Below are 25782 nucleotides of genomic sequence, written 5' to 3'. Positions count from 1 at the left end.
TTTTATATAATACCATCCTGCAATCCCGATGTCAACAACTTTCATCAAAAAGTTTTAAGCTGTTTTGAAGTAGTTAGTTACTTATCGGAAACGCAACGTTATTTACTATATCAGCTTGTCTAATTGATTTCAAGTCTTTTTCACAAAAACTTTTTCTGAATAACTTCACCCACGAAAACTGTTTGTCCAATACTAATAAAGGAATATAAACGCTCCTTCTATAGAAGAAGCTCCTTTATAGGAAAACAGCAAACGCAAACAGTGCCGCGAATCCTGGAATGCCCAATATAGCTAGAAGGAATCCTGATGCGATGTTCACCGGAAAATAGATGCCAACAAATCCACCCGCAATATTTAATATGAAGAGAGCAAGAAATGCAAACGCCAGACGGAACCAGAATACGGATAGTTTCTCCGTCATCTTCTTGATTTGCTTTTTATCCATCATCAACAGTAGGAGTAAGACAACCCCGATAATAGCAACACCGATAACTTTCATGAGAAGCGCCCCTTTCGACTAATAGTCAAGTCTATGCGCTTCCCTTAAAAATTATCACGCTATCATTCTCATTCCACACGAAGCTGTCTTTCTTTCGCTTCTTTGAATAAATGAAAGTACTTACTTTCGGTAATCTTTCGCCGGACAATTATTTCCTGGTCATAATCATTCAAATACTTCTCAATTTCCTTCGCTTGTTCCCATTCTTCTTTTGTTTCCAATAGAAGGTTACGAAGCCGATCATCGAATTCTCTTTTTAATTTTCTCTTTCGGCCGAACATTCTCGTTGACCGTTGCCAAAACCTTATAGAAAACTATAAAGCCTGTTTGATTCTTGCTTCATCCTGTCCGATTTTGCCGAAGCTACTTTCGTTTGGTCTAACAGTCCACAAGCGTAAATTCGGGTACAACGGACCCTACACATTAACAGTGTCTTGTTGGTGACTAAACTGTTAATCCTTCGTAGCTTGCCAAATTTAACGATGCATTTCTATCCCGATCCAACTTCAATCCACATTCACATGAAAACACACGATCAGACAGTTTCAGGTCCTTTTTAATCGTTCCACATGATGAACACTTTTTGGAAGACGGGTAAAAACGATACGCTTTAGTGAATTCAATTCCATATTTTTCGCACTTATATTCCATTTGGCGAATGAACTCATGAAATTTCTGGTTTCCAATTGCTTTTGAAAGATGACGGTTTTTCATCATACCGCTTACATTCAAATCTTCCATCACAACGTCGCTTGGTTTGGTTTTCACGATAGCGTTCGTTGCCTGGTGGATATGATTGTTTCGGATATTGGATAATCGCCTGTGTAGGTGTTGTATCTGCTTTTCAAGTTTTATAATGTTGCTCGTTTTGACGAAACGGTCTCCCTCCCTATTCATTTCGTATTTGCGCGATACGCTTTGTTGCAACCTACGCAAGCGTTTCCCGGTCTTTCTTATTTCCTCCGTTTTATTGATATTCTTGAATACTTGGCCATTGGAACAAACAGCCAACTCTTTAATCCCTAAGTCAATTCCAATGATTTCATCCGTTAGTTCAGGCTGTTCAAATTCCTGTTCAATCCCCACGGAAATATACCAATATTTATTATCAAAACTAATTCTCGGATTGGTGTAGGAAACACCTATCGGAATCTGCTCACTTGTTTTGATCCAACCTACTTTTTCAATCAACACCAAATTCTTTTTCACTTTTAATTTGCCGGTATCATTATAAAATGATGGTTTGGATTTCTTCCGACTTTTAAACTTCGGAAACTTTGCCTTTCCTTTTAAAAAACGTTGATAGGCATTGCAAGCATCCTTTATCGCTTGTTTGGTAACATTGTTTGAAACCTCATACAACCAATTAAATGCTTCTGTTTGCTTCAATTCCGTCAGTTCTTTTCGTAAAATGGTATTGGGAATAAACTTGTTTCCCTGTTTGAAGTTTTCCCGTTGTCTGTTTAACGCCCAATTATACGCCCATCTGGCAGTACCTACAGACTTCCATAACTGTTCTTCCTGTTCTCTAGTCGGTCGGAGTCTGATTTTCTTCGCTAGAATCATTCTCTAACAACTCCCTAATCATCTTCTTGGCTTTGTTTGTCTTTCCAAATCATCTTTTTGTTTCTGCGAACTAACCCTGCAATAACCTATTACCACTTTATTCAGTTGTCTTTCATCTTTGATGCCTAAGAAGTGATGGAGTTGTCCTTGCGAGTAATATCGGTAACCGCTTTCTGTAACATGATGTGGCTTGAAAACCCCTCGCTTATCCAAATTTCGTAATTTCTGACGCGTTTTCCTAATCAATTCAGCGAATTCGCATATTGAATAATACTTCATTCACTACTCCCTCTAATTCCATTATACAGAAAATTATAATAAGATTAAAAGGTTTTATATTCTTTTGTAACCTTATGTCGACTGTTATTACCCCCCTATAGTTCTCTGCGTCCCTCAAGCGCTTTTGACAGCGTCACTTCATCCGCATATTCCAGATCCCCACCAACCGGAAGACCATGTGCAATTCTAGTTGTCGTGATACCTGAAGGTTTCACAAGCCTCGAAATATACATCGCGGTTGCTTCTCCTTCGATTGTAGGATTCGTTGCTAATATTAACTCCTGTACTTCTTCATCCTGAAGCCGTGTCAATAAAGTAGGCACATTGATATCTTCCGGGCCGATGCCGTCCATCGGCGAAATTGCTCCGTGGAGGACATGGTACAGACCATTGTAATCTCTCATTTTCTCCATGGCGATTACATCCTTCGGGTCTTGGACGACGCAAATCATCGACCGATCACGGGATTGATCCTGACAGATTTGACAAGGATCTATGTCAGTAATATGGCCACAGACAGAGCAGAAGCGCAGATTACGTTTTGCATCCACCAATGCCTTGGCAAAGTCCAGGACAGTGTCTTCTTTCATACTTAATACAAAAAACGCCAGACGGCCCGCAGTCTTCGGGCCGATGCCTGGCAGTTTCATGAAACTATCAATTAGTTTCGATATCGGTTCAGGATAATGCATATTGTTTCCTCCTAGAACATTCCAGGTAGGTTCAATCCTTTCGTGAATTGCCCCATTGTGGAGTTCGTTAGTTCTTCAGCTTTTGCCATTGCATCGTTTGTTGCAATCACAATAAGGTCTTGTAGCATTTCCACATCTTCCGGATCAACAACAGATGGATCTACAACCACTTCAAGCACTTCCTTTTGACCTGAAACGATAACTTTCACCATACCTCCGCCCGCTGTTCCTTCGAGACGCTTTTCACCAAGTTCCTCTTGTGCTTCTGCCATTTTCTTTTGCATCTTTTGCATTTGTTTCATCATACCTTGCATATTTCCCATACCGCGCATGTGATTTCCTCCTCAATTGTGTTTAATCGTCATGTACTGTTATAAATTCCTTGCCAAACATCTTTTCCGCTTCCGAAACGATCGGATCGGTATTTTGCTGTTCTGCTTCCTGGACAAAGGATGGCATTTCTTCCGCAGTTCCATTTGGGTCTCCTGACGAATCATCCGTCCCGTCCTGTTGTTTTGTCAATCCATTATTCCGGATGAATTCCTCGCGAACCTTCAACCAACCGTCCTCGGGTACATACACGACATCATATGCTTTGCCGGTTCGATTGCGCAAGGCCTCAGATAAGCCCGATCGCAGTGATGAATTTTCCGAAGCCATCAGGCAATGGATTTCATATTTAAATTTTAACACAAAAGCAGTCTCAGATGCCGCCACTGGTTCAGTTTCTTCTAGAAGTGCGGAATGGGATCTTTGCAGTGTCTGCATCATGCTTGCCCATTCCTCCCGGATTACCTGGATATCCTGACGGGTGGCTCCCTTTAGTACCTCATTGATTTTTCCAGTTGGTATTCTGAATGACTGGGAGGACTTTGAAGCATTTTTCTTCGGTTGTCCAGCCGACGGTGTCCCCTCAATTGGGCGCACTCCGTTTGCCAACTGTTGTTGAAGATCGGCAATCAGCCTTTCCAAGCTACTCACCTTTTCAGCGAGAATTGGATCTGATTGTTGAGGACCGCTCGAAAGCGTAGTCGGCCCTTCCAAGTGGATCATTTTCAAAAGCGCTGATTCAACGTAAACTTTCGCGTGATTGGAAAAACGCATTTCCTGCTGTGTCTTTGAAAGAATATCTATGAATGAATAAAGGGATTCCGGTTCGAATGCATGCGACATGGAAACAAACCGTTCATTCCCCGAAATCAATTCAAGAAGATCCTCAAGATCCGGAGCAGTTCTTAATAGAAGAAGATCCCTGAAAAACGTAATCAGATCTTCCGCCAACCTCGATACATCCTTCCCTTCAACGATAAGCTGATCGAGAAGGGTCAATGCGGCTGCGGCATCTTTAGAAAGAAGAGCTTCCGCCAATTGATAGAAGATGTCCTCTCCGATTGAACCTGTGACGAGCAGTGCACTTTCAGCCGTCAGTCGGTCACCGCTGAACGACACAACTTGGTCAAGCATGCTTAGCGCATCGCGCATTCCGCCTGAAGCAGCCTGGGCAATTACTTTAAGAGCGCCTTCATCCGCTTCAATGCCAGCGTCACTTAACACCTGCTTCATCCGGTCAATGATCTCGGCCGATGTAATCGGTTTGAAATCGAAACGCTGACAGCGGGAAATGATGGTCAATGGAAGCTTATGGGGCTCTGTTGTTGCCAAGATGAACACTGCATGCGGCGGTGGCTCCTCCAATGTTTTCAAAAGCGCGTTGAATGCCGAATTTGATAACATATGGACTTCATCGATAATATAGACTTTAAAGCGGGCGTTCGATGGGGCAAACCGGACTTTCTCAATAATGTCCCGTATTTCTTCAACGCGGGAATTCGAAGCAGCATCGAATTCGATGACATCTGTATTCGACCCTTCAGTAATACTTATGCAAGTCGGACACGCATTGCACGGCTCATTCGTGGGGCCCTTTTCACAATTCAATGCTTTTGCAAATACCTTCGCAGCACTCGTCTTCCCTGTCCCCCGCGGTCCCGAGAATAAATACGCATGGGATGTCTTATTATGCAGCAAAGCGTTTTGCAACGTCTGTTTGACATGCCGCTGACCGGACATCTCGCTGAATGATTGCGGACGATACACTCGGTAAAAAGCTTGATAAACCACCATTCCCCCTCCTTTCCTTTTCGATGCATTAGTGCTTTTATTATAGCATAGATAGACAAAAAAACTCGCCCGGAAAACGGACGAGTTGGATTTACTATGTAAATGCCGTGCACCTTCCTTCGACTGCCGCACATAAGCGTTACTCCTGTCGACAGCTCAGCCTAGGCTGCCCCGCGGCACATGAGAAAGTCCACTTAATGCTGCTTCCTTCCGGACCTGACATGGTTCATGGGTTCCCATTGCGCAGGACCCAGACGTCAACACTACGTGCAAGAGGCAGACCCTACATGCGGAAACAGCCTCAGGAAAGGAATTCAGTCTTGCTAGAGCGGATTGCAAGTTACAGGGCACCGCTACCTCCCCACCTAGCACGGCTTTCTTAGTATAACGATTTTCACGGATGAAATCAACCCATCTCCTTTGAAACTTGTTTTTTGCCACGCAAAATACTACATCAACAGGAGTTCCCGTTTACGGTTAAAGACTTCCCATTTCCCACTAAAAAGTTCTCGTTCTCGGTATAAGAGTTCTCTTTCCCGATAGAAAAGTTCTCGTTTACAGCCGAGGAGTTCTCGTTGCCAAAGGAGGTTTTCTCGTTTTCAACGAAAGAGTTCCCGTTCTCCGTGGAAAAGCCCCCCAAAGCCCTTTCTAAATGACAGACTTCTACGAATAAACTTAATTAAAAAAGAGTGTGGAGAAGTAGTTGACACTTTATATTGATTCATGATAAATTATGTTTTGTTGTCACGGAGGAATACCCAAGCCCGGCTGAAGGGATCGGTCTTGAAAACCGACAGGGGTGTTAAAGCCCGCGGGGGTTCGAATCCCTCTTCCTCCGCCATACTTTTTAAAAAAGCGCATAAGTTGGAGAAGTCTGTTACATTAAATGTAATGGATTTTTTTTATGTTAAAAAAGATGCTTCGCCGAATATTGGCTAGGCATCTTTTTGTATTGTAGAACCAATAGGAGCAGGTGTGACTGCTATCGCTCTGTAATATGGAAATTCTTTTTCCAGCTTCTCCGCAATTTCCTCTTGAAGCCCTTCCTTCACAGCAATGAACAAAGATGGGCCAGCACCGCTGATTGTCATACCGTAGGCTCCCAATTCATGACAGAAGGTGCGAATTTGATCAAAGTCCTGAAGTAGCGGTTTCCGATATTGTTCGTGGAAAACATCCTTCTCCATCATCTTGCCGGCCAACTGCCAATCCCCGAGCGCAATGGCAGTCAGCATGACGTTGCTTGCGGCGTTCCCAGCGGATGCAACAGAATGGAGCAATTTATCGGGAAGAAGCCCTCTGGATTCCGAAGTCTTCAACGCATTCGGAGGAACGAGGATGATCACTCCAATTACCGGTTGCGGCAGCTGGATGACTTCCAATTCATCTTCTACGAAATAAGCGACTGTCACGCCTCCTAATAGGGCGGCTGCTACATTATCGGAATGACCTTCAATCTCACTCCCAATCCTTACTTTCTCTTTCGGTGTCAATGATAAATCGAGTAGCTCGTTAGCAATTTCAATTCCTGCAGCAATTGCAGTTGCACTGCTGCCGAGCCCTTTGCCGAGCGGTATATCAGGAGTGACGTACAATGCATGCGGTTGGACTTCCTTGCCGTGTCTCCCCGCTACGTCTTGAATCGTTCGGACAATTAAATTCGTGTCGTCGGTTGCCAAACCTTCATATTCTTCTCCATCGTAGTGGACATTCCATTCCGCGGCCCCTTGTACTTGAACGGTCATATACAATGAGAGCGCCATTCCGACACTGTCGTAGCCGGGTCCCAAGTTCGCTGTCGTGGCCGGAACAACGACCGTGAATAATGGTTCTTCCATCACTTTGCCCCTGCCTTCAATTCATTCAAAAATGCATCGAACTGCTCCCGGGAGAGGAATGGCTTTCCTTCATTTACATTGATGGCTGTTTCCGGATCCTTCAGTCCGTTCCCCGTAAGCACTCCGACAATCGTTGTCCCCTTGTCAATCAACCCCGCGTCGAGTTGCTTCTTAATGCCCGCGATCGTTGCGCATGATGCCGGTTCCGCAAACACGCCATCAGATGAAGCCAGCAGGCTGTATGCTTCTAGTATCTCCTCGTCCGTTGCGGAAAGGATGGCTCCCCGAGATTCTTCAAGTGCTGCCGTCGCCAAATGCCAGCTCGCAGGATTCCCGATTCGGATAGCTGTCGCGACCGTTTCGGGCTCTTCGAATACACGGTCATAGACGATCGGAGCTGCTCCGTCCGCCTGCACTCCTAACAGTCTCGGCGTGCCCGATCCTTTCTTTTCGTCATATTCCTTGAACCCTTTCCAAGCAGCGGAAATATTTCCGGCATTTCCGACCGGCAATGCGAAAATATCCGGTACTTTCCCTAATTGCTCGATCGTTTCGAAGGCAATCGTCTTTTGGCCTTCCAATCGGTAAGGGTTCACTGAATTCACAAGAGCAATTTGCCCTTCGCCGGCTTCACGCACCATCCGTAGCGCTTCATCAAAGTTCCCTTCGATCGCTACGATTTCAGCGCCGTACATTTTTGCCTGCGCCAACTTGCCAAGTGCAATCCGTCCTTCCGGGATGACGACGATTGTCCGCATTCCTGCGCGTGCCCCATACGCTGCTGCTGAAGCGGATGTATTGCCCGTGGAAGCGCAGATGAGTGCGGTTTTCCCTTCCTCTTTCGCTTTAGCGACCGCCATCACCATGCCGCGATCCTTGAAAGAGCCTGTCGGGTTTGTCCCTTCCGTTTTGACGTAAAGGTTAACACCCCATTGTTCCGATAAGTTTTTCAAGTGAATGAGGGGGGTATTCCCCTCCTGGAGAGTCAGCTCTGGCGTTTCGTCTGTTACCGGCAGCCACTCTTTATATTCTTCGATTAGTCCGTTCCATCTTCTCATCTGTTTTCGCCCTCCACTCTGTAGTAGCTAACAACGCCGTTCACTGCCGGTGTGTTATGCAGTTCATTCATGATGTCTAAATGCTGTTGCCGTGAAATGCTGTGGGTGATCATGATCAAGTCGACGCCGCCGTTGTTGTCTCCTTCATGCTGGACGACAGTTGCCAGACTCGCACCATGATTGCTGTAGACCGATGCCAATTTTGACAAAACGCCGACTTCGTCTTTCACGGAAATGCGGTGGAAGTAGCGGCCGATGATTTGTTTGTCTTCCTTTACCGTGTATGCGTGCTGCGGTGCGTGCAATCTTTTTCCATTCACGCCAAGCAATAGATTGCGGCATGCTGCTACGATATCTCCTGTAACGGAGGTGGCTGTCGGCAATGAACCCGCCCCCGGTCCGTAGAACATCGTCTCCCCGACTGTGTCTCCATATACGTAGACGGCATTGAATTCATTATTGACGGAGGCTAGCGGATGGGAGTTTTGGATAAATACCGGCTCAACGGAAATTTCGATGCCGTCGTCGTCCTTTTTGGCGAATCCAGCCATCTTTACAGTGAAGCCGAACTGCTCCGCCAATGCGAGGTCGCCATTCTGGATGTCTTTCATTCCTCTGACGAAGACATCTTCCAAACGGACTTCCGTAGAAAATGCGAGTGACGCAAGGATCGTCATTTTCCTTGCCGCGTCCATCCCGTCAACGTCCGCTGATGGATCAGCTTCCGCAAATCCAAGCTCCGTCGCTTCCGCCAACGCCTCTTCGTATGTTTTCTTTTCATGTTTCATTTTTGTCAGGATGAAATTCGTCGTCCCGTTTACAATTCCTGTCAATGCACGGATGCGGTCCGATGCGAGGCCGTCTTCGAGCGTCCGGATGAGCGGGATGCCGCCTCCGACGCTAGCTTCATAGAACAGATCGCATTTATGTTCATCCGCCAATTTCAGCAATTCATGGCCAAATTGCGCCATGACGTCCTTATTCGCCGTCACGACGCCTTTACCGGCACGTAGCGCTTTTTCAATCGCTTGTTTCGCCTCGATTGTCCCTCCGATCACTTCGACAATAAGATCGATGGATGGGTCTTCGATCACTTCATCCGAATCGGTTGTGAAAATCTCCTGCGCCAAGACGGTATCCCTCTTCTTCGTCGCGTCTTTCACGAGTACTTTTTTTATTTTAACAGGCACTCCTAATTTATGGCTCAAGTCTTCTTGGTGCCTATGCAGGATTTCAGCTACACCGCTGCCTACGACACCGAAACCTAGTAATCCGATATTAATCTCATTTTTCATATTTGACGATTCTCCTCACTGTATGTACACTATGAAAAAACAATCGTTCTTTGCATAAGGACATTATAGAGAAATAAATCTTCAATAACAACCCCGATTATGTTAAAGTTCAATATAACATGCAATTGTCATTCTATTTAAGATTGGATTTGATGAATATGAAGGTATGTAAATTCGGCGGCACTTCAGTTGCTACGGCCGATCAAATTAGAAAAGTAGTCGATATCGTAACCTCAGACGCAGAACGTAAAATAGTTGTTGTATCAGCTCCCGGCAAACGATTTTCTGATGACGTTAAAGTGACAGATTTGCTCATTCGCCTTGGAGAGGCTGCGCTTTCAGGCGCGGAGACCGATCCCCATCTCGAACGTGTTCTTAGCCGTTTTCGGGAAATTACAGATGAACTTGGCCTTTCTACTGACATTTCAAGTGAAATTGAATCGGATTTGCGTGATAGACTATCCAATGACAAAGAAGATTCCTCTTTATATATGGATACGATGAAAGCTGCCGGAGAGGATAATAACGCGAAGTTAATTGCTGCATACTTCTCGTTAATAGGATGTGATGCAAAATACATCAATCCAAAGGACGGAGGGCTTCTTGTAAACGATCGCCCACAGCGAGTCCGTGCACTATCTGAAGGGGACGAGCGGCTTGCAAAATTACGCGAGGAGTCCGGACTGATTGTTTTTCCTGGATTTTTTGGCTTTACAAAAGACGGAACACTCCGCACATTCAATCGAGGAGGATCTGATATTACGGGCGCCATCGTTGCAGCGGCTGTGGGAGCGGACCTTTACGAAAATTTCACGGATGTCGATTCTGTCTTTGCAGCGAATCCAACAGTCATCGAAAATCCGGTTCCAATCAAAACGATGACGTACCGGGAAATGCGGGAGCTGGCGTACGCGGGATTCTCCGTCTTCCACGATGAAGCGCTCATTCCAGCGTTCCGGAAATCAATCCCTGTCTGCATCAAAAACACGAATAATCCTAACGCACCGGGTACATTGATAGTTAAGGAGCGGGATTATAATGAACAGCAAGTGATCGGCATCGCGGCAGATAGCGGATTCACCGCCATTTACGTCGATAAGTTTCTAATGAACTTGGAAATCGGTTTCGGTCGCAGGCTTCTCCAAATCTTTGAGGAAGAGGAAATTTCCTACGAGCATACGCCTTCAGGCATCGATAACTTGTCAATTATCATCCGGACACGCTTCTTAACGAAAGAGAAGGAAGAAAGAATTGTCGGGAGGATCCATAAAGAACTGGAACCGGACGCTGTCATCGTCGAGCATGATTACTCGATGATTGTCCTCGTCGGTGAAGGCATGCAGTATACGACAGGACTAGCAGCGCGCGCTGCAACCGCCATCGCCAAAACAGGGGCGAATATTGAAATGATCAATCAGGGTTCTTCAGAGGTCAGCTTAGTTTTCGGAGTTAAAGTGCAAGATGAAACGAAGATTTTGAAAGAGTTGTACAAGGAGTTTTTTGTAAAGTCCTATGTAAAGTCTTAAGAACCAAAGGTACTAAGAAAGACGCATCATTCATGCGTCTTTTCTTATGCCTGCTGCTTTTCCCTTTTCCTTGTAATAAGATATGCATTGATGCCTGAAGCAATTGGGAGACCGATTGCTACGCCGATGCCGGCACAGAGGATCCCAATTATTTCAGCGCTGAATATTTTCGAATTGATGATTTCTCCAAATGTATAAGACAAATCTTTGAACCATAAGAGCAGGGCTAAATATCCTCCAAAGAAGGCAAAAAACAATGTATTTGTATCCGCCCCTAGAATATCCCTTCCCACACTTAACCCTGATGTGAATAAATCCTTTCTGCTCATTAACGGATTATGCTTATATATTTCATGCATGGAGGCAGCGATGGAAATAGCCACATCCATAATGGCCCCGATCGTGCCTAAAATGATTACGGAAGCTAAAAGTTTTGTGAAATCAATTCCGATATAGAGAGAAAATACACCGAGTTCATCTATTTCTTCTTCCCCAAACCCTTGAATCATTGCATATTTCGTTACAGTAGCGATTAAGAAAAGTAAAAATAGAATTGTAATCATTGTGGAGATGAAGGCGGCCACTGTTTTATTATTCACACCATTAATATAAAACAGGTTGATGCAGCCAATGAATACACTAGCAATCAGTGTTATATAGATTGGATTCATATCTGGATTTGTTATGAAAAAAATCATGAACATGAAGACACCAAAGTTCAGAAAAAGAGAAACAAATGATTTTATCCCCTTTTTTCCACCGACCACCGTCATCAATAGAAATAAAATGATCGCCAATAACACGATTACATTCACGACTTCACCCTCTTCCGGTTAATAAAATAGATGGTGATGTAAAGACCGATTGGAATCGTTAAGACTACGCCGATGCCGCCAACGAGAGCACGGGCCAGCTCTAAGGAGAGATTCATGGAGAGCGTAAATCCCAATAGAGAAGCATTTTTCAAATATAAAATAATGACAGGAATTGACCCGCTAATATAAGCGAAAAACAAAATGCTCGTGATTGCCCCCATGATCTCTTTCCCAATATCAATTCCTGAAGCTTTCAACGCTTTTACGGATATGTCTTTATTTTGCTCATACAAAGCAAAGAGTGACGAAGACATTGTAATGGCGACATCCATAACAGCGCCTAATGAGCCAATAAGCATTCCTGCCATAAATACCATCCGGTACGGCCTCGTTAAAAACTGCATTTCTTCATATCGGATTCCGTTTTCTGACGTGACCAGTAAAACAACATAAGCAATAACAAGAGATATGAAAGTCCCTAACAACGTCGCGACTATTGCAGCATACGTCTTTTCATTAAATCCACTGACGACTAGTAAAGAAATGGCAGAAAACGCAATTCCGCTTAGACCGCAAATGAGCACTAGGCTAATAGATGGGTATGTAATGTAAATATCCAAGGCGAATGACAATAAAGCTGCGTTTACTGCCAAACTAATAATTGAAAGCAGTCCTTGCTTTTTTCCAGTAATCAGTAATGTAAAGATGAAAATCCATGCGACAAGTAGAACATATTGATCTCGCTTCACATTCGTGATGCTTCCGGTTAACGTGGATTCCCCTTCATTATTCGGGTCAATCGAAACGAACAGCCCATTTCCAATACGGTACTGGTGATCGTTCGCCCCGGATGTTGAATACTCATTCGTTAAATGGATGAGCTTTCCTTATGTTCTCCGTTTTTTATTTCAGCGATGATGTGCTGCGTGAACAGACGATCTTCGTTATTATTCATATCCGTTATGTCGGATGTATCCTTTCCCTCTATTTGAATGACTTTTGCGATTGGCTGCTGATAGAACGAGTAATTATGATGAATGAAAAACATGGAGATCGCAAAGCAAAGTCCTATTAATGTAAATATAAATACGCGTTTAGATGTCATCTTTTTAAATCTGCTCGTGATAACATTCAACTAAAACCCTCCAATGTTAGCTGCTTATAACCATCATTGACTGCCCACAGTATTCAATACCCTTTTTTAGTCATTTAGGTCAACCTATACCAAAGTTTGATTAGGTTTTTTGAAATTGAAAAAGCATCGCATAATCCAATCGCGATGCTCTTGTACTTTTATTTTTTTAACATAGCCGACAAGTTCAGCATATTGCCAATCCGTTCAACGATTGTCTCCACTTCATGCGGGTCTTTCATCAAATCATAATCGGTGATGTCAATCCGTAAAACCGGGCAGGCGTTGAATGAATCGATCCATTGCACGTAGCGGTGGTGGAGCTCCTCCCAATAGGAAAGCGGTGTTTGCTGCTCCATTTCGCGTCCACGCTCTTGGATGCGCTCGAGAATCGTCTCAAACGGACCATCCAAATAGACGAGCAGATCGGGATGCGGGAAATATGGCGTCATGACCATCGCGTCGAACAGCTTCGTGTATGTATCGTAATCGACCGGATCCATCGTCCCTTTGTCTTTATGCATTTTCGCAAAAATTCCCGTATCTTCATAGATCGACCGGTCTTGGATGAAGCCGCCGCCGTACTCGAAAATCCGTTTTTGTTCCTTGAACCGCTCGGCAAGGAAATAGATTTGCAAATGGAAGCTCCATTTCTCGAAATCGTCATAGAAACGGTCGAGATACGGATTTTCATCTACATTTTCAAGGGATGTGCGGAAATCCAGCGCATTGGCTAAAGCATGCGTCATTGTCGACTTGCCTGCTCCGACGGTTCCTGCAATCGTGATGACCGCATTTTTAGGAATCCCGTATTTTTCTCGTAAGTTCATTGGTTTACTCCTTTTTGTATCGTCTCATCGACTTTGTTGAGAATCAATTGCAAATCACCCATATCGCAGACAAAGTCTATTTCATCCCCATTGAAGCGCAACACCGGAATATCCGGATGGGCCGCTTCGAAGTCAGCAATGAACACCTCATAGTCATCCGCCAACTGTTGCAAATAAGCAGGATCGATTTTTCTCTCAAAATCCCTTCCGCGTAATGCAATTCGCTTCATAAGCGTGTCAAGAGAGGCGTGAAGATAGATGATTACATTCGGTACGGGCATGTCCCTCGTTAAGATATGATAAATCTCTTCATACTTAGCATATTCATCTGCTGGAAGCGTACGTCTAGCAAAAATGAGGTTTTTGAAAGTATGATAATCTGCTACAACAGGTTGCTGCTTGCTTAAGTATTTCTTCTGAATGTCGCTCAATTGCTTATATCGGTTACAGAGGAAGAACATTTCAGTTTGAAAGCTCCATTCCTCGATATCATCATAGAATTTATTTAAAAATGGATTCTCATCCACGATTTCGCTTAGCTGGTGGAACTGCTGCGCCTCCGCAATCGCCTTAGACAGCGTTGTTTTGCCGACGCCAATTGGTCCCTCTACCGTAATGAACGGAACAGACATAAAATGCTCTCCTTTGATTCGTCAATTTCTGCACTTCATTTTATCATAATAGGATGTTGAAACATAGACGTTGTCGAAAAATGGCAAGGTTACTTTGCAGGATGGTACACTATGGGCAAGGAGCGATGAATGATGGATGTATTTGAAATGGACCGCAAGTTTATGCGGCTGGCGATCGAAGAAGCTAGAAAAGCGGAGACACTCGGCGAAGTTCCGATTGGGACAATCATCGTCAAAGATGGAGAAGTGATTGCGCGTGCGCATAATTTACGGGAAACGTCACAAAATGCCGTCACACATGCAGAGCTATCGGCAATTCAGGAAGCATGCAAGGAAGTCGGCAGCTGGCGATTAGAAGAAACGACATTGTACGTCACGCTTGAGCCATGTCCAATGTGTGCGGGGGCAATTTTACAATCAAGGATTCCACGTGTCGTCTACGGTGCAAGAGATCCAAAAGGCGGCTGCGTCGATTCGTTATATCGTTTGCTGAATGACCCGCGCTTCAACCATGAATGCGAAGTGACGGAAGGCGTGTTGGCGGATGAATGCGGCAACATGTTATCGCAGTTTTTCCGAGCATTACGGGAAAAGAAAAAAGAGCAAAAAAGGGCGAGTCGGGAAGTCTAACGGGTTCGATTGACGGGGAGAAAGAGCCATTATGTAGCATAATAAACTGTTGCTTTCCGTTCCGGCGCACGCTTTCCGGAGGGCGTGGCTTGAGCCTCCTCGGTTGCGAAAGGCATGCGCCCTGCGGGGTCTCAAGGCTCACGCTGATCCTCCCGGAGTCGGCGCCTGCACTCCAAGCAACGGCAAGTACTATGAAATATAGATTATTCATCAATCAGGCCAGATTGACCAATTAAGCTTAATGTAGTTTTGGAGGGTATTTGAAAATTGAAAAGACCATTAGGAATTGAATTAGATGGTTGTGTTTATGCAACAAATGGTGAAGATTTAAGTGAAGAAGATTTTTCTAATGCCTTTATAGAATTTATCGAAGAAAAAGGATGGTATTTCGGAGGAGGGCTTAACCAGATAGACGAGGAAGGAAATTATATACGGGATATTGAATAGAATGTGTCGCAATCGGGCGCGATTGCCATAAAAGCGATCTGCGTCCGTTCTACAAAGAGCCATTATGTTGAAGTTTTGAAGTACGGGAAAGGGGGATTTTAATGAATAAGAATGTAAAATTACTTTATTGTATTTTGGGGAGTGCTGTACTTGCTTTATTAAATACTCCTATTCTCGGCTACGCAAAACTTGGTATTTTCAAGGGCGGTTATGGAGGACATATTCTTGGGGAGTTATTAGTTCGTATCACTGATTTAGTATCATTGCTTGGCTTTATACTTTTAATAATATTTTCTATTGCATTGATATTAAGTAATATTAAATTTAATACGAAACAAAAATAAGCGATTATTGATTTCTGGAATCGGGCGCTTTTGCCGTATAGAAACAGATGCTTAGTTGATTGGAGCGGAAGGCGGCGACTCCTGGGGGATTAGCGGGACAGGTGAGACCCCGCAGGAAGCAAAAGCGCAGCGTTGCGGACGAGGAGGCTCACCGCCCGCCCCCCGGAACGCGTCCGCCTGAAGCGGAAATCAACGTGTCATACTATACCGTTATCGGGCGCGATAATTGAACAAAATGAGATCATCAATAGATGGTCTTTTTTTGTTTATCTAACGAGTATGAGGTGAGTAGAACTTCACAAAATAAGAAAAAGGAGTTGTTATCAATTCATGTTTAATACGATTTTGAAATGCACGTTTATTTTGTTCGTCTTTTGTTTAGTTATATCTCCAATTGCACAAGCAGAACGATCCCCCTTTCCTTTGAGGAAGAAATTATTAAAGGCAAACAACTCACTCCTTTAGAAAGCCAGTTAATGTCTTTTATAAATGGTTTAATGGTAACCGAACCAAAACAAGCCGTTGAATTGTGGATATTAGGTGTAAATAATCGAAGTGGCGGTGTTCAATATGCGATGTTGTCCCCTGAGCTTCGAAAACAGTCCAGAAGTAAATTTGAGGAAACCCGCTGGATAACAGGCCAGTCAAGTCCTTCGGTTAGCAACTTTCGTTTTACCAAAGTCGAAAAGCTTAGTGAATCCAAAATGCGGTATACCATTAACTATGATTTATGGGCTTCCTATGGAGACTTCGGTGGCGGGGAGAAGAGCATAATCGTGGAAAAGAATTTAGAACCATTTAAAGAGTATTGGTTTATTTCATCAATAACAACCGAATATAATCCATGGGAAGCATTTACCCCAGCCGAGACAGTAAAAAATTAGGACATTGCAGTTAACAATCCGACAAAAAAAACGTTCAACCAAACGCTCCAACTAGTCATCGTAGGTTGCTTCCATGTGTACGTCAAAACTAAAAGGCAAGAGTCACGGCCAATACCGGACTCTTGCCTAACGCGCTGCTTCAGGGCTGTTCATGTTTTGTACATTACCGTTAGATTAACAAGTGACTTATCGAATAACTTCTTTTCCACCCATATACGGACGCAGCACTTCCGGAATGACGACAGATCCGTCTTCTTGTTGGAAGTTTTCAAGGATGGCAGCGACTGTACGGCCGATTGCCAAGCCGCTTCCGTTCAACGTATGAACGAATTCAGGCTTTGCACCTTGCTCGCGGCGGAAACGGATGCCTGCGCGTCTCGCTTGGAAATCTTCGAAGTTTGAGCAAGAAGAAATCTCACGGTATGTGTCCTGTGTCGGAATCCATACTTCAATGTCGTATTTCTTCGCAGCTGTGAATCCAAGATCCGCTGTACACATTTTCAAGACACGATACGGAAGACCAAGCAATTGCAATACCTTCTCCGCGTGTCCTGTCAATTTCTCCAACTCATCGTAAGATTCGTCAGGATTCACGAAGCGGACAAGCTCGACTTTGTTAAATTGATGCTGGCGAATCAACCCGCGTGTATCGCGCCCAGCAGAACCCGCTTCTGAACGGAAGTTTGTGCTGTAAGCAGTAAACGCGATCGGCAATTGAGCCCCGTCCAAGATTTCATCACGATAATAGTTCGTCACCGGCACTTCAGACGTCGGAATTAAGAAATAATCCTCTTCTTCAATGAGGAATGCATCCTCTTCGAATTTTGGCAGCTGGCCAGTGCCTGTCAAGCTCGTACGGTTCACCAAATAAGGCGGCAGCATTTCTTCATATCCATGCTCCTCCGAATGCAAGTCGAGCATAAAGCTGATCAACGCACGTTCAAGTCTTGCTCCGAGTCCACGGTAAAAGACGAATCGGCTGCCCGTCACTTTCGCTGCACGTTCAAAATCAAGCAAATTCAAATCCGTGCCGATTTCCCAATGCGGCTTTGGTTCGAAAGTGAATCCCGGCTTTTCGCCCCATGTGCGCACTTCGACATTATCGTCTTCGCTATCGCCGACTGGAACGGATTCATGCGGGATGTTCGGGATGCGCATGATAACATAATTCAAGTCTTCTTCTACTTGATGCAATTCCTCATCGAGCGTTTTGATTTCGTCACCGACTTCACGCATACGTGCGATTACGTCATCTGCATTCTCTTTATTGCGCTTCATTTCTGCAATCTTTTCCGAAACCCCGTTACGCTCCGCCTTCAGCACTTCCACTTTCGCAATCAGTTCTCTTCGTTTTTCATCAAGACCTACAAACTTATCTAACTCCGACAGATCTTCTCCGCGCTTCGCTAACTTAGCTTTTACCTCATCAAAATTTGCACGAAGCAATTTAATGTCTAACATAACCGATTCCTCCTCTAATGTCATTTGACGACGATTTCTGAACACAAAAAAAGCCCTCTATCCCCTATATAAGGGACGAGAACTACCCGCGTTGCCACCCAAATTGACCAGCAAATTAGCTGATCCACTCTTTGAAATAACGGTTCAATGTCCGGCTAGGCCTACTCTTCGTTCAACCTGGCTACTCAGGGACGGATTCACAAGTGTCTTTACCGGCTCGCACCACCCGCCGGCTCTCTTTGAAAAACGTGCTTGCTACTGCTTCCCATCATCGTCTTTAATTTGAAATTAACATCACTTTACTACATCCCGGAACTTTTGGCAAGGTTCATGAAGATGATGATCCTAACATATCCGCAATTACGCTAAAATATTCTGTTTCATGTGGAACAAAATCAATCAAGCTTATTTGATTGCCATCTAAGCAAAAGATGTTTTTCATTTCTCCCTTAAAGAGTGCCTGTAAATCGCCAATCGCAACGGCATGAATGCTTTCCACTTCTTCCTCCTGCAATTTGAAATCATCCTTTGTAAAGCTTGATTGATAGAGAAAAACATTCGCAAATTCCTTGTCAATGAAACCCGGCAGCCTGATAACGTCCCGAACAATCCCCATCCGTTTTAACTTAGAAAGGTCCACTTGTATGCCAAGCTCTTCCTCCACTTCGCGGACTCCATCCATAACTTCCTCATCCGCCAGCAAATGGCCAGCCGCTGTTATATCATACAAGCTTGGGAAATCCTTTTTCGTGGTGCTTCTTTTTTGAATAAAAACATTTGCTTCATTCACGAGCCAACAATGAAACGTCTCATGCCATGAGCCTTTCATATGGATGTTCTCTCTCGTTTCGTCATATATATACTTATAATTTTCATCGAAAACTTTCAACAACTCTACCAACTTCATACTCCCTTTCAACGAAAAGTATTTTATACACATAATAGGCCACACCGCCCCATCACTTCATCATTTATCAAGAGAATAGTCACGAATCACTTCATCTGGAGTCGTCCCCGTCCCCACAAGGATATACCTGCTATACACCTCTTTGAAATCAATGTCCCCCTGTATCTCAGCCACCAATTCGAAGCAGTCCAACACTTGAACGAAGTGCCATGTCGTCATTCCGCCTGCGGCATTCTCATACGTCAATTCTTCATACTGGCTAATGACCCGTTTCGCTGCACTTTCCTTACTTTCATCTCTGACCAAAACAATTACTTCCTCAAACACTTCTTCATTATCCCCGTACTCAATAGTGTCCGCGGATTTGATGGAGTGCAATAAATATTTTACCGAGAAAATATTGTCCATGCTACCTTGCCCCCTTGTTCTTTACTCTTTTTACGGCTGCATTTAAAAAAAGATTCAAAAAAAAAGACTAGAGCACCATGCCCTAGCCTGTATGATTAAACTCCACGCACCGCCATCAGTTCGCTTTCCGCCAACTTGCCGATCTCAATCCCCTTCATCGGCGTTCCCATATCTTTTGATAAATCGCCAATCAACTCATAGTTCTTGAAGTCTTCCGTCGCCATGACAATCGCACGCGCAAAACGTTCCGGATTATCCGATTTAAAGATCCCTGAACCGACAAATACCCCATCGGCACCCAGCTCCATCATAAGCGCCGCATCCGCCGGAGTAGCTACACCGCCTGCTGCATAATTTGTAACCGGAAGACGCTTCGCTTCGCGGATCGCGAGCAATACATCATAAGGCGCTGCCAAGTCCCTCGCCGCCACCATTAGCTCATCGTTATTCATATGAACGATTTGATTCACCTGTGCATTCACTTGGCGAAGATGACGGACCGCTTCAACGATATTGCCTGTCCCCGGCTCGCCTTTCGTCCGCAACATCTTCGCGCCTTCACCAAGACGCCTTGCCGCCTCACCAAGATTGCGTGCACCACACACAAAAGGTACCCTGTAATCGCTCTTCAACAAATGGAACTCATCATCCGCCGGAGTCAGCACTTCACTTTCATCGATGAAATCGACACCCATTGCCTCTAGCACTCGTGCTTCCGAAATATGCCCGATCCGCACTTTCGCCATAACTGGAATCGAAACTGCCTTCTGCACTTCTTCCACGATACGCGGATCTGCCATGCGAGCAACTCCGCCCACCGCCCGAATATCCGACGGGACACGCTCAAGCGCCATGACTGCAATTGCCCCTGCCGCCTCCGCCACTTTTGCCTGCTCTGCGTTGATAACATCCATAATGACGCCGCCATATTTAAAATTCATTGTATCTTCCCCCTTTTCATATAGTATACTGAAATATGACCATATTAAAATACTCAGTTAATACTTAATTGAAGTGGTCAGATAGAGGTGCAGACAGTGGAAATGCTTTTGATTGAACTAAATAAAGAAAGTGAAATCCCACTTTATGAACAAATTTACCAGCAGATCCGCAATGACATCACTGATGGAAAACTTGCTGTCGGGGAAAAGCTCCCTTCCAAACGAAAGCTCGGCGATTTTCTTGATATCAGTCAGACGACAATTGAACTCGCCTATGGACAGCTTGCAGCGGAAGGGTTTATTACATCAAAACCACGCAAAGGTTACTTTGTCCAAGAAATTGGTGAATTGGCATATGTACAACCGACTGGTACAACGACTATTATTTCCCAGGAAAAGAAAAAAGAGCTCGAAATCGATTTCTCTCCAGGTAAAATCGACACGGAGTCTTTCCCTTTCAAACAATGGCGCAAATACGCAAAGGACGTCATCGACGAGTCTTCAAAACATCTACTGCTATTAGGTCACCCGCACGGCGATTTTGAGCTTCGGCAGGAAATCGCGAAGTATTTGTACCACTCACGAGGGGTGGATTGCTCCGCGGATCAGATCATTGTCGGATCCGGTACTGAACAGCTCATGCCGTTGCTCATCCGGCTTCTTGGTCCACAAGCAGTGTATGCCATCGAGGATCCCGGCTATCCGCTTACCCATCACGTGTTCTACCATAATAACCGGGAGGCGTTGCCGATTGTAGTCGATGAAGAAGGAATGGACATACACGCGCTTACACAATCCGAGGCGACTGTTGCTTACGTAACACCTTCCCATCAGTTTCCGACCGGCACAGTGCTATCAGCGGCCCGCAGGACAGCCTTATTAAACTGGGCGGCTTCAAACGCAGGGAACTTTATTATCGAAGACGATTATGACAGCGAATTTCGCTATACTGGACGTCCCATTCCGTCGTTACAAGGAATGGACAAAGCCGGCAACGTCATTTATTTAAGCACCTTTTCTAAATCGCTCATGCCGTCGCTGCGCATCGCCTATATGGTTCTTCCATCGGTGCTCCTTGAGAAATATGAAAAGGCATTCATCCATTATTCCTCAACCGTGCCAAGGCTCGACCAGCACACGCTTGCACGCTTCATGGAGGACGGCCATTTCGCCAGGCATTTGAACCGGATGCGGAAAGTGTATAGACGCAAGCTGCAGCTGTTAACGGATTCATTGCAAGCCTATGCACCTAAAATCTCCTACTCCGGCGACGAAGCGGGCATGCATATCCTCATTAGTGTCCATACCGATGACGATGAAGATACGTTGACGGAACGTGCTTTGAACAAAGGCATTCGTGTCTATGGATTAAATGAATACCGTAAAGTCGCGAATAAACAACAACCGTCATTTTTAATTGGATTTGGAGGTCTCGAGGATGCTCATATTCCTGATGCAGTTCGACTTCTCATGGAAGCTTGGACTATAGAATAGCAAAGGTAATGAAAAAAGGTAATGGTTCCCGAATTCACGGGCCATTACCTTTTGATTATTTAAATATACCTTTCACAAACCCTGTCGCACCATCCCAAATGCTGACGAAGAAATCGCCAATTGCGCTCATCATCAGGGAGAACCAACCGGCTTTCTCAACATCCTCAGTGACGATGACTTCCATGCCGAGATCCTTAGAGTCGATATATCCGTAATCCTCGCCTTCTGTTTTGACGACTTTCACATGGCCGACGACCGTTCCTTTTTTGATCGGCGCTTCAAGCGCTCCGTCTTTCAATAAAGACTCATCCAAAACGAGTTGGGGTTCATATAGATCTGTTTCATTCGATTTGATCATCGCGTGGATAGGCTCTTTCACTTCGATGGAAACAGTCTTCTCTTTTCCTTTCAGCACATCCAATGTCTTATGCTCTTTGAATTGATAATCTCCGGGAACAAGTTCTACATCGGAAAATTGGCTGAATCCATAATCGAACAAAGCACGTGTTGCATCGAATCTTGCCTTGTAAGAGCCGACTCCGTTCGCATCCACTGCCTTCATGACAACGGCGATGACCCTCTTATCCCCACGTTTTGCCGTTCCCGTGAAGCAATGTCCCGCAAAGTCGGTAGTTCCTGTCTTCAATCCATCTACACCTTCATACTCGTAAACGAATCCTGGGAGCATGAAGTTCCAGTTGTCCATCTTGATTGCATCCGTTGTTCCTTCGCGGAATACTTTCGAATTGATTTTTGTCGTTTCCAAAACTTCCGGATAATCATGCATTAAATGGAACGCCAGACGTGCAACCGATTTTGCCGGCATGACGTTTTCATCTTTCTCGCCTGTGCCTTGCGGATGCATGCCTTGTAAATATTCATTGTTCAACCCAGTAGAGTTGACGAATTTATAATCGACCAATCCAAGTTCTTTCGCTTTCGCATCCATTAATTTCAAGAACTCAGTTTCCGTTCCTGCAATCGTTTCTGCTATAGCAATTGTAGCTGCATTCGCCGAATAGATCGCTAATGCTTCATAAAGTTCTCTAATTGTATACGTTCCATCTTTACGGAGCGGTACGTTGCTTAGACGTCTGTCCTGCGAAATGGCGTATGTATAATCATTAACTTTATATTCTTGATCCCAACTGATTTTTTCATCTTTTATCGCTTCGAATAGAAGATATTCTGTCATCATTTTTGACATACTTGCAATGCCGAGTGGTGTGTCTGCATTCTCTTCGTATAAGATTTTACCGCTATCCGCGTCAATTAGAATGGCACCATCTACATGGATACCGAGTGTCGATTCTGCTTGTGCTTGGGTTGTGCCAATCGTCATCATCAATACAAATGGAATGATTAGCAGCGCGACCCATTTTCTCATTTCCCGTTTCACCAAAATACCTCCGTCATTGCAATTTTCCACTTCATATTTTATCACATCATGAACCATTTTAGGGGATTCTAATCAAAAAGCACCTTTCCGCTCATATACTGACGCAGGGAAAGGTGCTGAAGTTTCATATTATATACTTCAAACCATTAGGAAATGGAGTAGTTCGGCGCTTCCTTCGTAATATGAACTTGGTGTGGATGGCTTTCGCGCAATCCTGCACCCGTCATGCGAATGAATTGCGCTTTTTCTCGAAGGTCATGCAGGTCCTTCGTTCCGCAATATCCCATACCCGATCGAACACCGCCGACCAATTGGTGGATTGTATCTGATAGAGGCCCTTTATATGGCATACGACCTTCAATGCCCTCAGGGACAAGTTTCTTTGCATCCTCTTGGAAGTAACGGTCTTTTGAACCGTGTTCCATCGCTGCAACTGAACCCATACCGCGGTAAACTTTAAAGCGTCTGCCTTGGAATATTTCCGTGTCTCCAGGACTTTCTGTTGTACCCGCAAGCAAGCTTCCGAGCATAACAACATGTCCACCCGCGGCCAAAGCTTTTACGATATCGCCAGAGTATTTAATACCACCGTCTGCAATAATCGTTTTACCTTGTTTGCGTGCTTCAGAAGCACATTCGTAAACTGCTGTAATTTGAGGAACGCCTACACCCGCAACGACGCGTGTTGTACAGATTGACCCAGGGCCGATACCAACCTTGACAACGTCAGCACCCGCTTCGTATAAAGCTGCAGTTGCTTCTGCAGTTGCAACGTTCCCTGCAATGATATCAAGATCAGGATACTCCTTGCGTATTTGTGCAACCGTTTCAAGAACGCCTTTTGAGTGCCCGTGTGCTGTATCAATGACGATAGCATCCACTTCTGCAGCGACAAGCTTCTGGACACGCAACATTGTATCAGACGTGACGCCAACAGCAGCTCCTACTAGTAGGCGACCTTGCTTATCCTTTGCCGCATTTGGGAATTCAATCACTTTCTCAATGTCTTTGATTGTAATGAGCCCCATCAAGATTCCATTCTCGTCAACAATTGGGAGCTTTTCAATTTTATATTTCTGTAAAATCTTTTCTGCATCTTCAAGTGTTGTCCCAACTGGTGCTGTCACCAAATTATCCTTTGTCATCACTTCACTGATGATCATCGAATAATCTTGGATAAAACGTAAATCGCGGTTCGTCAAAATTCCGACAAGCTTCTTTTCGTCCATATTATTGACAATTGGAACACCAGAAATACGATATTTACCCATCAAGTGCTCCGCATCGAATACTTGGTGTTCCGGAGTGAGGAAGAAAGGATTTGTGATCACGCCATTTTCAGACCGTTTCACCGTTACAACCTGCTCGGCCTGCTCTTCAATGCTCATATTTTTATGAATGACACCAAGGCCGCCCTGACGAGCCATAGCAATTGCCATCTTTGCCTCAGTCACCGTATCCATTCCCGCACTGATAATAGGAATATTTAACGTAATCTTCTCCGTCAAATTAACGGAAAGTGACACATCCTTCGGCAAAACTTCTGAAGCACCCGGTACAAGAAGCACATCGTCGAAGGTCAATCCTTCGCGCGTAAACTTAGATTCCCACATTTCGTTTCCTCCTCTTAAATTGTTATCTACAAGTGAATATTATTAAAAGGTTATCAGCGCCAATTGGACGTGTCAAGGAGGGAAGAATAAGAAAAAGAATTCCTATAATTCACTGAATGATCTTATCAATTGCCTCTCTCATTTTATCCGGAGAAGTTTGCGGAGCAAACCGGTCTACGACATTCCCTTTGCGGTCTATAAGAAATTTAGTGAAATTCCACTTGATGCCGTCCGTCAACAATCCCTTTTTCTGATCCGTTAAAAATGAAAACAACGGGGACGCCCCTTCTCCTTTGACATTCACTTTAGCAAACATCGGAAAACTAACCCCGTAATTCCGTTCACAAAAGGCCAACGTTTCATCCATGGAGTCGAACTCCTGATTATTGAAATTGTCCGAAGGGAACCCAAGAACAACAAACTTCTGATCACGATAATCTTCGTACAATTGTTGCAGCTCTTTAAACTGCCCCGTAAATCCACATTTGCTCGCCGTATTTACGACGACTACCACATAGCCCTCGTATTCTTTCATCGATTGCATCGTACCGTCTGGCATTTCAGCTATAAGCTCATAAAACGTCGTCATCTCCATCATCGCCTTTCCCCGCTTTTATTAATCAACAATAGATGAACTTAAGTGCTAAAGCAAAAATCCGAACTTTACTATGAAGTTTTGTTGTATTCGGGTGATGGACAAAGCTTAAGTGAGGAATTGGGATTGTTTTCGACGTAGGACGGTATTCATTGGGCGCTTTGAAGGATTGCTTGAGCGTATAGGGCGGAGAGCTATAAGCGCGGAACAGCAGTCTTTGAGCGCACGACGACAAGCTATGAGCGCGGGAATGTTCCTGCGTGGTGTCAAAGGCATTTAGCGCGACTCCGTTCAGGCTAAGGAATCATTATTTCCCACGTCCTTGCTAACAGCTTTCTAAGCACAAAAAAACCATCCCCCAAGGGGATGGCATGTG

25 protein-coding genes, 1 tRNA gene, 1 other RNA gene, 2 pseudogenes and 1 other annotated feature are annotated in these 25782 nt (G+C 44.6%); of the genes and pseudogenes, 7 read left to right on the top strand and 22 right to left on the bottom strand.

From position 1 onward, the window contains the following. Positions 1–235: 235 nt before the first annotated feature. From SLU01_RS16730 to ffs, 8 genes and pseudogenes are all read right to left on the bottom strand, one after another. Positions 236–499 carry a pro-sigmaK processing inhibitor BofA family protein gene (locus tag SLU01_RS16730; RefSeq protein ID WP_147060462.1) on the bottom strand — a complete coding sequence of 88 codons (264 nt, stop codon included), beginning with the start codon at positions 497–499 and terminating at the stop codon, positions 236–238. A 68-nt stretch (positions 500–567) separates the two neighbouring features. Beyond that, the gene (locus SLU01_RS16725) at positions 568–780 is read right to left on the bottom strand and encodes a YaaL family protein (RefSeq protein WP_147060460.1); all 213 of its coding nucleotides are present in this window, start codon (positions 778–780) and stop codon (positions 568–570) included. Between the two features lie 163 nt (positions 781–943). Beyond that, a complete protein-coding gene (locus tag SLU01_RS16720; protein WP_147060458.1) occupies positions 944–2065 on the bottom strand; it encodes an RNA-guided endonuclease InsQ/TnpB family protein in 1122 nt (373 codons plus the stop codon). Between the two features lie 36 nt (positions 2066–2101). Then, a pseudogene (locus tag SLU01_RS16715) lies at positions 2102–2344 on the bottom strand (MerR family transcriptional regulator); the annotation flags it as partial. A gap of 95 nt (positions 2345–2439) precedes the next feature. After that, positions 2440–3036 carry a recombination mediator RecR gene (gene recR, locus SLU01_RS16710; protein WP_147060456.1) on the bottom strand — a complete coding sequence of 199 codons (597 nt, stop codon included), beginning with the start codon at positions 3034–3036 and terminating at the stop codon, positions 2440–2442. 11 nt (positions 3037–3047) lie between these two features. Beyond that, positions 3048–3368 (bottom strand): YbaB/EbfC family nucleoid-associated protein, encoded by a 321-nt coding sequence (locus SLU01_RS16705; protein WP_147060454.1) that lies wholly within the window; start codon positions 3366–3368, stop codon positions 3048–3050. 22 nt (positions 3369–3390) lie between these two features. Beyond that, a complete protein-coding gene (dnaX, locus tag SLU01_RS16700; RefSeq protein ID WP_147060452.1) occupies positions 3391–5157 on the bottom strand; it encodes a DNA polymerase III subunit gamma/tau in 1767 nt (588 codons plus the stop codon). A 105-nt stretch (positions 5158–5262) separates the two neighbouring features. Beyond that, positions 5263–5531, bottom strand: an RNA gene (ffs, locus tag SLU01_RS16695) — signal recognition particle sRNA large type. 374 nt (positions 5532–5905) lie between these two features. On the opposite strand from ffs, the gene SLU01_RS16690 reads away from it, so the two are divergent. Beyond that, a tRNA-Ser gene (locus SLU01_RS16690) sits at positions 5906–5998 on the top strand. A gap of 94 nt (positions 5999–6092) precedes the next feature. Here SLU01_RS16690 and thrB read toward each other — a convergent pair. From thrB to SLU01_RS16675, 3 genes are read right to left on the bottom strand one after another with little or no spacing between them, the layout of a single operon-like run. Further along, positions 6093–6995 (bottom strand): homoserine kinase, encoded by a 903-nt coding sequence (thrB, locus tag SLU01_RS16685; protein ID WP_147060450.1) that lies wholly within the window; start codon positions 6993–6995, stop codon positions 6093–6095. Further along, positions 6995–8053: a threonine synthase gene (thrC, locus tag SLU01_RS16680; protein ID WP_147060448.1), complete on the bottom strand. Its 1059-nt coding sequence runs from the start codon at positions 8051–8053 to the stop codon at positions 6995–6997. The genes thrB and thrC overlap by 1 nt, the downstream gene beginning before the upstream one ends. Further along, positions 8050–9348, bottom strand: coding sequence for a homoserine dehydrogenase (locus SLU01_RS16675; protein ID WP_147060446.1), 1299 nt, complete (start codon positions 9346–9348; stop codon positions 8050–8052). Before SLU01_RS16675 ends, thrC begins: the two co-directional genes overlap by 4 nt. A 158-nt stretch (positions 9349–9506) precedes the next feature. Here SLU01_RS16675 and SLU01_RS16670 point away from each other — a divergent pair, with 158 nt between their 5' ends. Continuing rightward, the gene (locus SLU01_RS16670) at positions 9507–10874 is read left to right on the top strand and encodes an aspartate kinase (RefSeq protein WP_147060444.1); all 1368 of its coding nucleotides are present in this window, start codon (positions 9507–9509) and stop codon (positions 10872–10874) included. A gap of 44 nt (positions 10875–10918) precedes the next feature. Here SLU01_RS16670 and SLU01_RS16665 read toward each other — a convergent pair whose 3' ends face one another. The 4 genes and pseudogenes from SLU01_RS16665 to SLU01_RS16650 all read right to left on the bottom strand — a co-directional run bounded on the left by SLU01_RS16665 (position 10919) and on the right by SLU01_RS16650 (position 14283). Beyond that, complete coding sequence (locus SLU01_RS16665; RefSeq protein ID WP_147060442.1) at positions 10919–11689, bottom strand: YibE/F family protein; 771 nt, start codon at positions 11687–11689, stop codon at positions 10919–10921. Continuing rightward, a pseudogene (locus SLU01_RS16660) lies at positions 11686–12824 on the bottom strand (YibE/F family protein). The gene SLU01_RS16665 and the pseudogene SLU01_RS16660 overlap by 4 nt, the downstream one beginning before the upstream one ends. 158 nt (positions 12825–12982) lie before the next feature. Beyond that, complete coding sequence (locus tag SLU01_RS16655; RefSeq protein WP_147060440.1) at positions 12983–13651, bottom strand: deoxynucleoside kinase; 669 nt, start codon at positions 13649–13651, stop codon at positions 12983–12985. Further along, positions 13648–14283, bottom strand: coding sequence for a deoxynucleoside kinase (locus SLU01_RS16650; protein WP_147060438.1), 636 nt, complete (start codon positions 14281–14283; stop codon positions 13648–13650). The genes SLU01_RS16655 and SLU01_RS16650 overlap by 4 nt, the downstream gene beginning before the upstream one ends. Positions 14284–14415: 132 nt before the next feature. On the opposite strand from SLU01_RS16650, the gene tadA reads away from it, so the two are divergent. From tadA to SLU01_RS16630, 4 genes are all read left to right on the top strand, one after another. Next, entirely contained in the window at positions 14416–14913 is a 498-nt protein-coding gene (gene tadA / locus SLU01_RS16645; protein WP_174842673.1) for a tRNA adenosine(34) deaminase TadA, read from the top strand. A gap of 267 nt (positions 14914–15180) precedes the next feature. Then, entirely contained in the window at positions 15181–15360 is a 180-nt protein-coding gene (locus SLU01_RS16640) for a hypothetical protein (RefSeq protein ID WP_147060434.1), read from the top strand. A gap of 101 nt (positions 15361–15461) precedes the next feature. After that, entirely contained in the window at positions 15462–15704 is a 243-nt protein-coding gene (locus SLU01_RS16635; RefSeq protein WP_147060432.1) for a hypothetical protein, read from the top strand. Positions 15705–16054: 350 nt separating this feature from the next. After that, positions 16055–16588: a hypothetical protein gene (locus SLU01_RS16630; RefSeq protein WP_246111025.1), complete on the top strand. Its 534-nt coding sequence runs from the start codon at positions 16055–16057 to the stop codon at positions 16586–16588. A 186-nt stretch (positions 16589–16774) separates the two neighbouring features. Here the strand turns inward: SLU01_RS16630 and serS are convergent, their stop codons facing one another. From serS to pdxS, 4 genes are all read right to left on the bottom strand, one after another. Next, the gene (gene serS, locus SLU01_RS16625) at positions 16775–18049 is read right to left on the bottom strand and encodes a serine--tRNA ligase (RefSeq protein WP_147060430.1); all 1275 of its coding nucleotides are present in this window, start codon (positions 18047–18049) and stop codon (positions 16775–16777) included. A gap of 68 nt (positions 18050–18117) precedes the next feature. Further along, positions 18118–18330, bottom strand: a binding site (T-box leader). A 47-nt stretch (positions 18331–18377) separates the two neighbouring features. Next, positions 18378–18950, bottom strand: a complete 573-nt coding sequence (locus SLU01_RS16620; RefSeq protein WP_170232738.1) for an NUDIX hydrolase — start codon at positions 18948–18950, stop codon at positions 18378–18380. 66 nt (positions 18951–19016) lie between these two features. After that, positions 19017–19364 (bottom strand): DUF4288 domain-containing protein, encoded by a 348-nt coding sequence (locus tag SLU01_RS16615; protein ID WP_147060426.1) that lies wholly within the window; start codon positions 19362–19364, stop codon positions 19017–19019. A gap of 95 nt (positions 19365–19459) precedes the next feature. Then, positions 19460–20305 (bottom strand): pyridoxal 5'-phosphate synthase lyase subunit PdxS, encoded by an 846-nt coding sequence (gene pdxS, locus SLU01_RS16610; RefSeq protein WP_147060424.1) that lies wholly within the window; start codon positions 20303–20305, stop codon positions 19460–19462. A gap of 96 nt (positions 20306–20401) precedes the next feature. Here pdxS and pdxR point away from each other — a divergent pair, with 96 nt between their 5' ends. Continuing rightward, positions 20402–21799 (top strand): MocR-like pyridoxine biosynthesis transcription factor PdxR, encoded by a 1398-nt coding sequence (gene pdxR / locus SLU01_RS16605; protein WP_147060422.1) that lies wholly within the window; start codon positions 20402–20404, stop codon positions 21797–21799. 55 nt (positions 21800–21854) lie between these two features. On the opposite strand, the gene SLU01_RS16600 is transcribed toward pdxR, so the two are convergent. From SLU01_RS16600 to SLU01_RS16590, 3 genes are all read right to left on the bottom strand, one after another. After that, entirely contained in the window at positions 21855–23198 is a 1344-nt protein-coding gene (locus SLU01_RS16600) for a serine hydrolase (RefSeq protein WP_373866427.1), read from the bottom strand. 146 nt (positions 23199–23344) lie between these two features. Beyond that, a complete protein-coding gene (gene guaB / locus SLU01_RS16595) occupies positions 23345–24811 on the bottom strand; it encodes an IMP dehydrogenase (RefSeq protein ID WP_147060420.1) in 1467 nt (488 codons plus the stop codon). 109 nt (positions 24812–24920) lie between these two features. Then, positions 24921–25400, bottom strand: coding sequence for a glutathione peroxidase (locus SLU01_RS16590; protein ID WP_147060418.1), 480 nt, complete (start codon positions 25398–25400; stop codon positions 24921–24923). Positions 25401–25782: the final 382 nt, after the last annotated feature.

The organism is Sporosarcina luteola (assembly GCF_007991495.1).
Classification (GTDB): Bacteria; Bacillota; Bacilli; order Bacillales_A; family Planococcaceae; genus Sporosarcina; species Sporosarcina luteola.
This window is presented reverse-complemented; position numbering and strand designations above follow the sequence as displayed.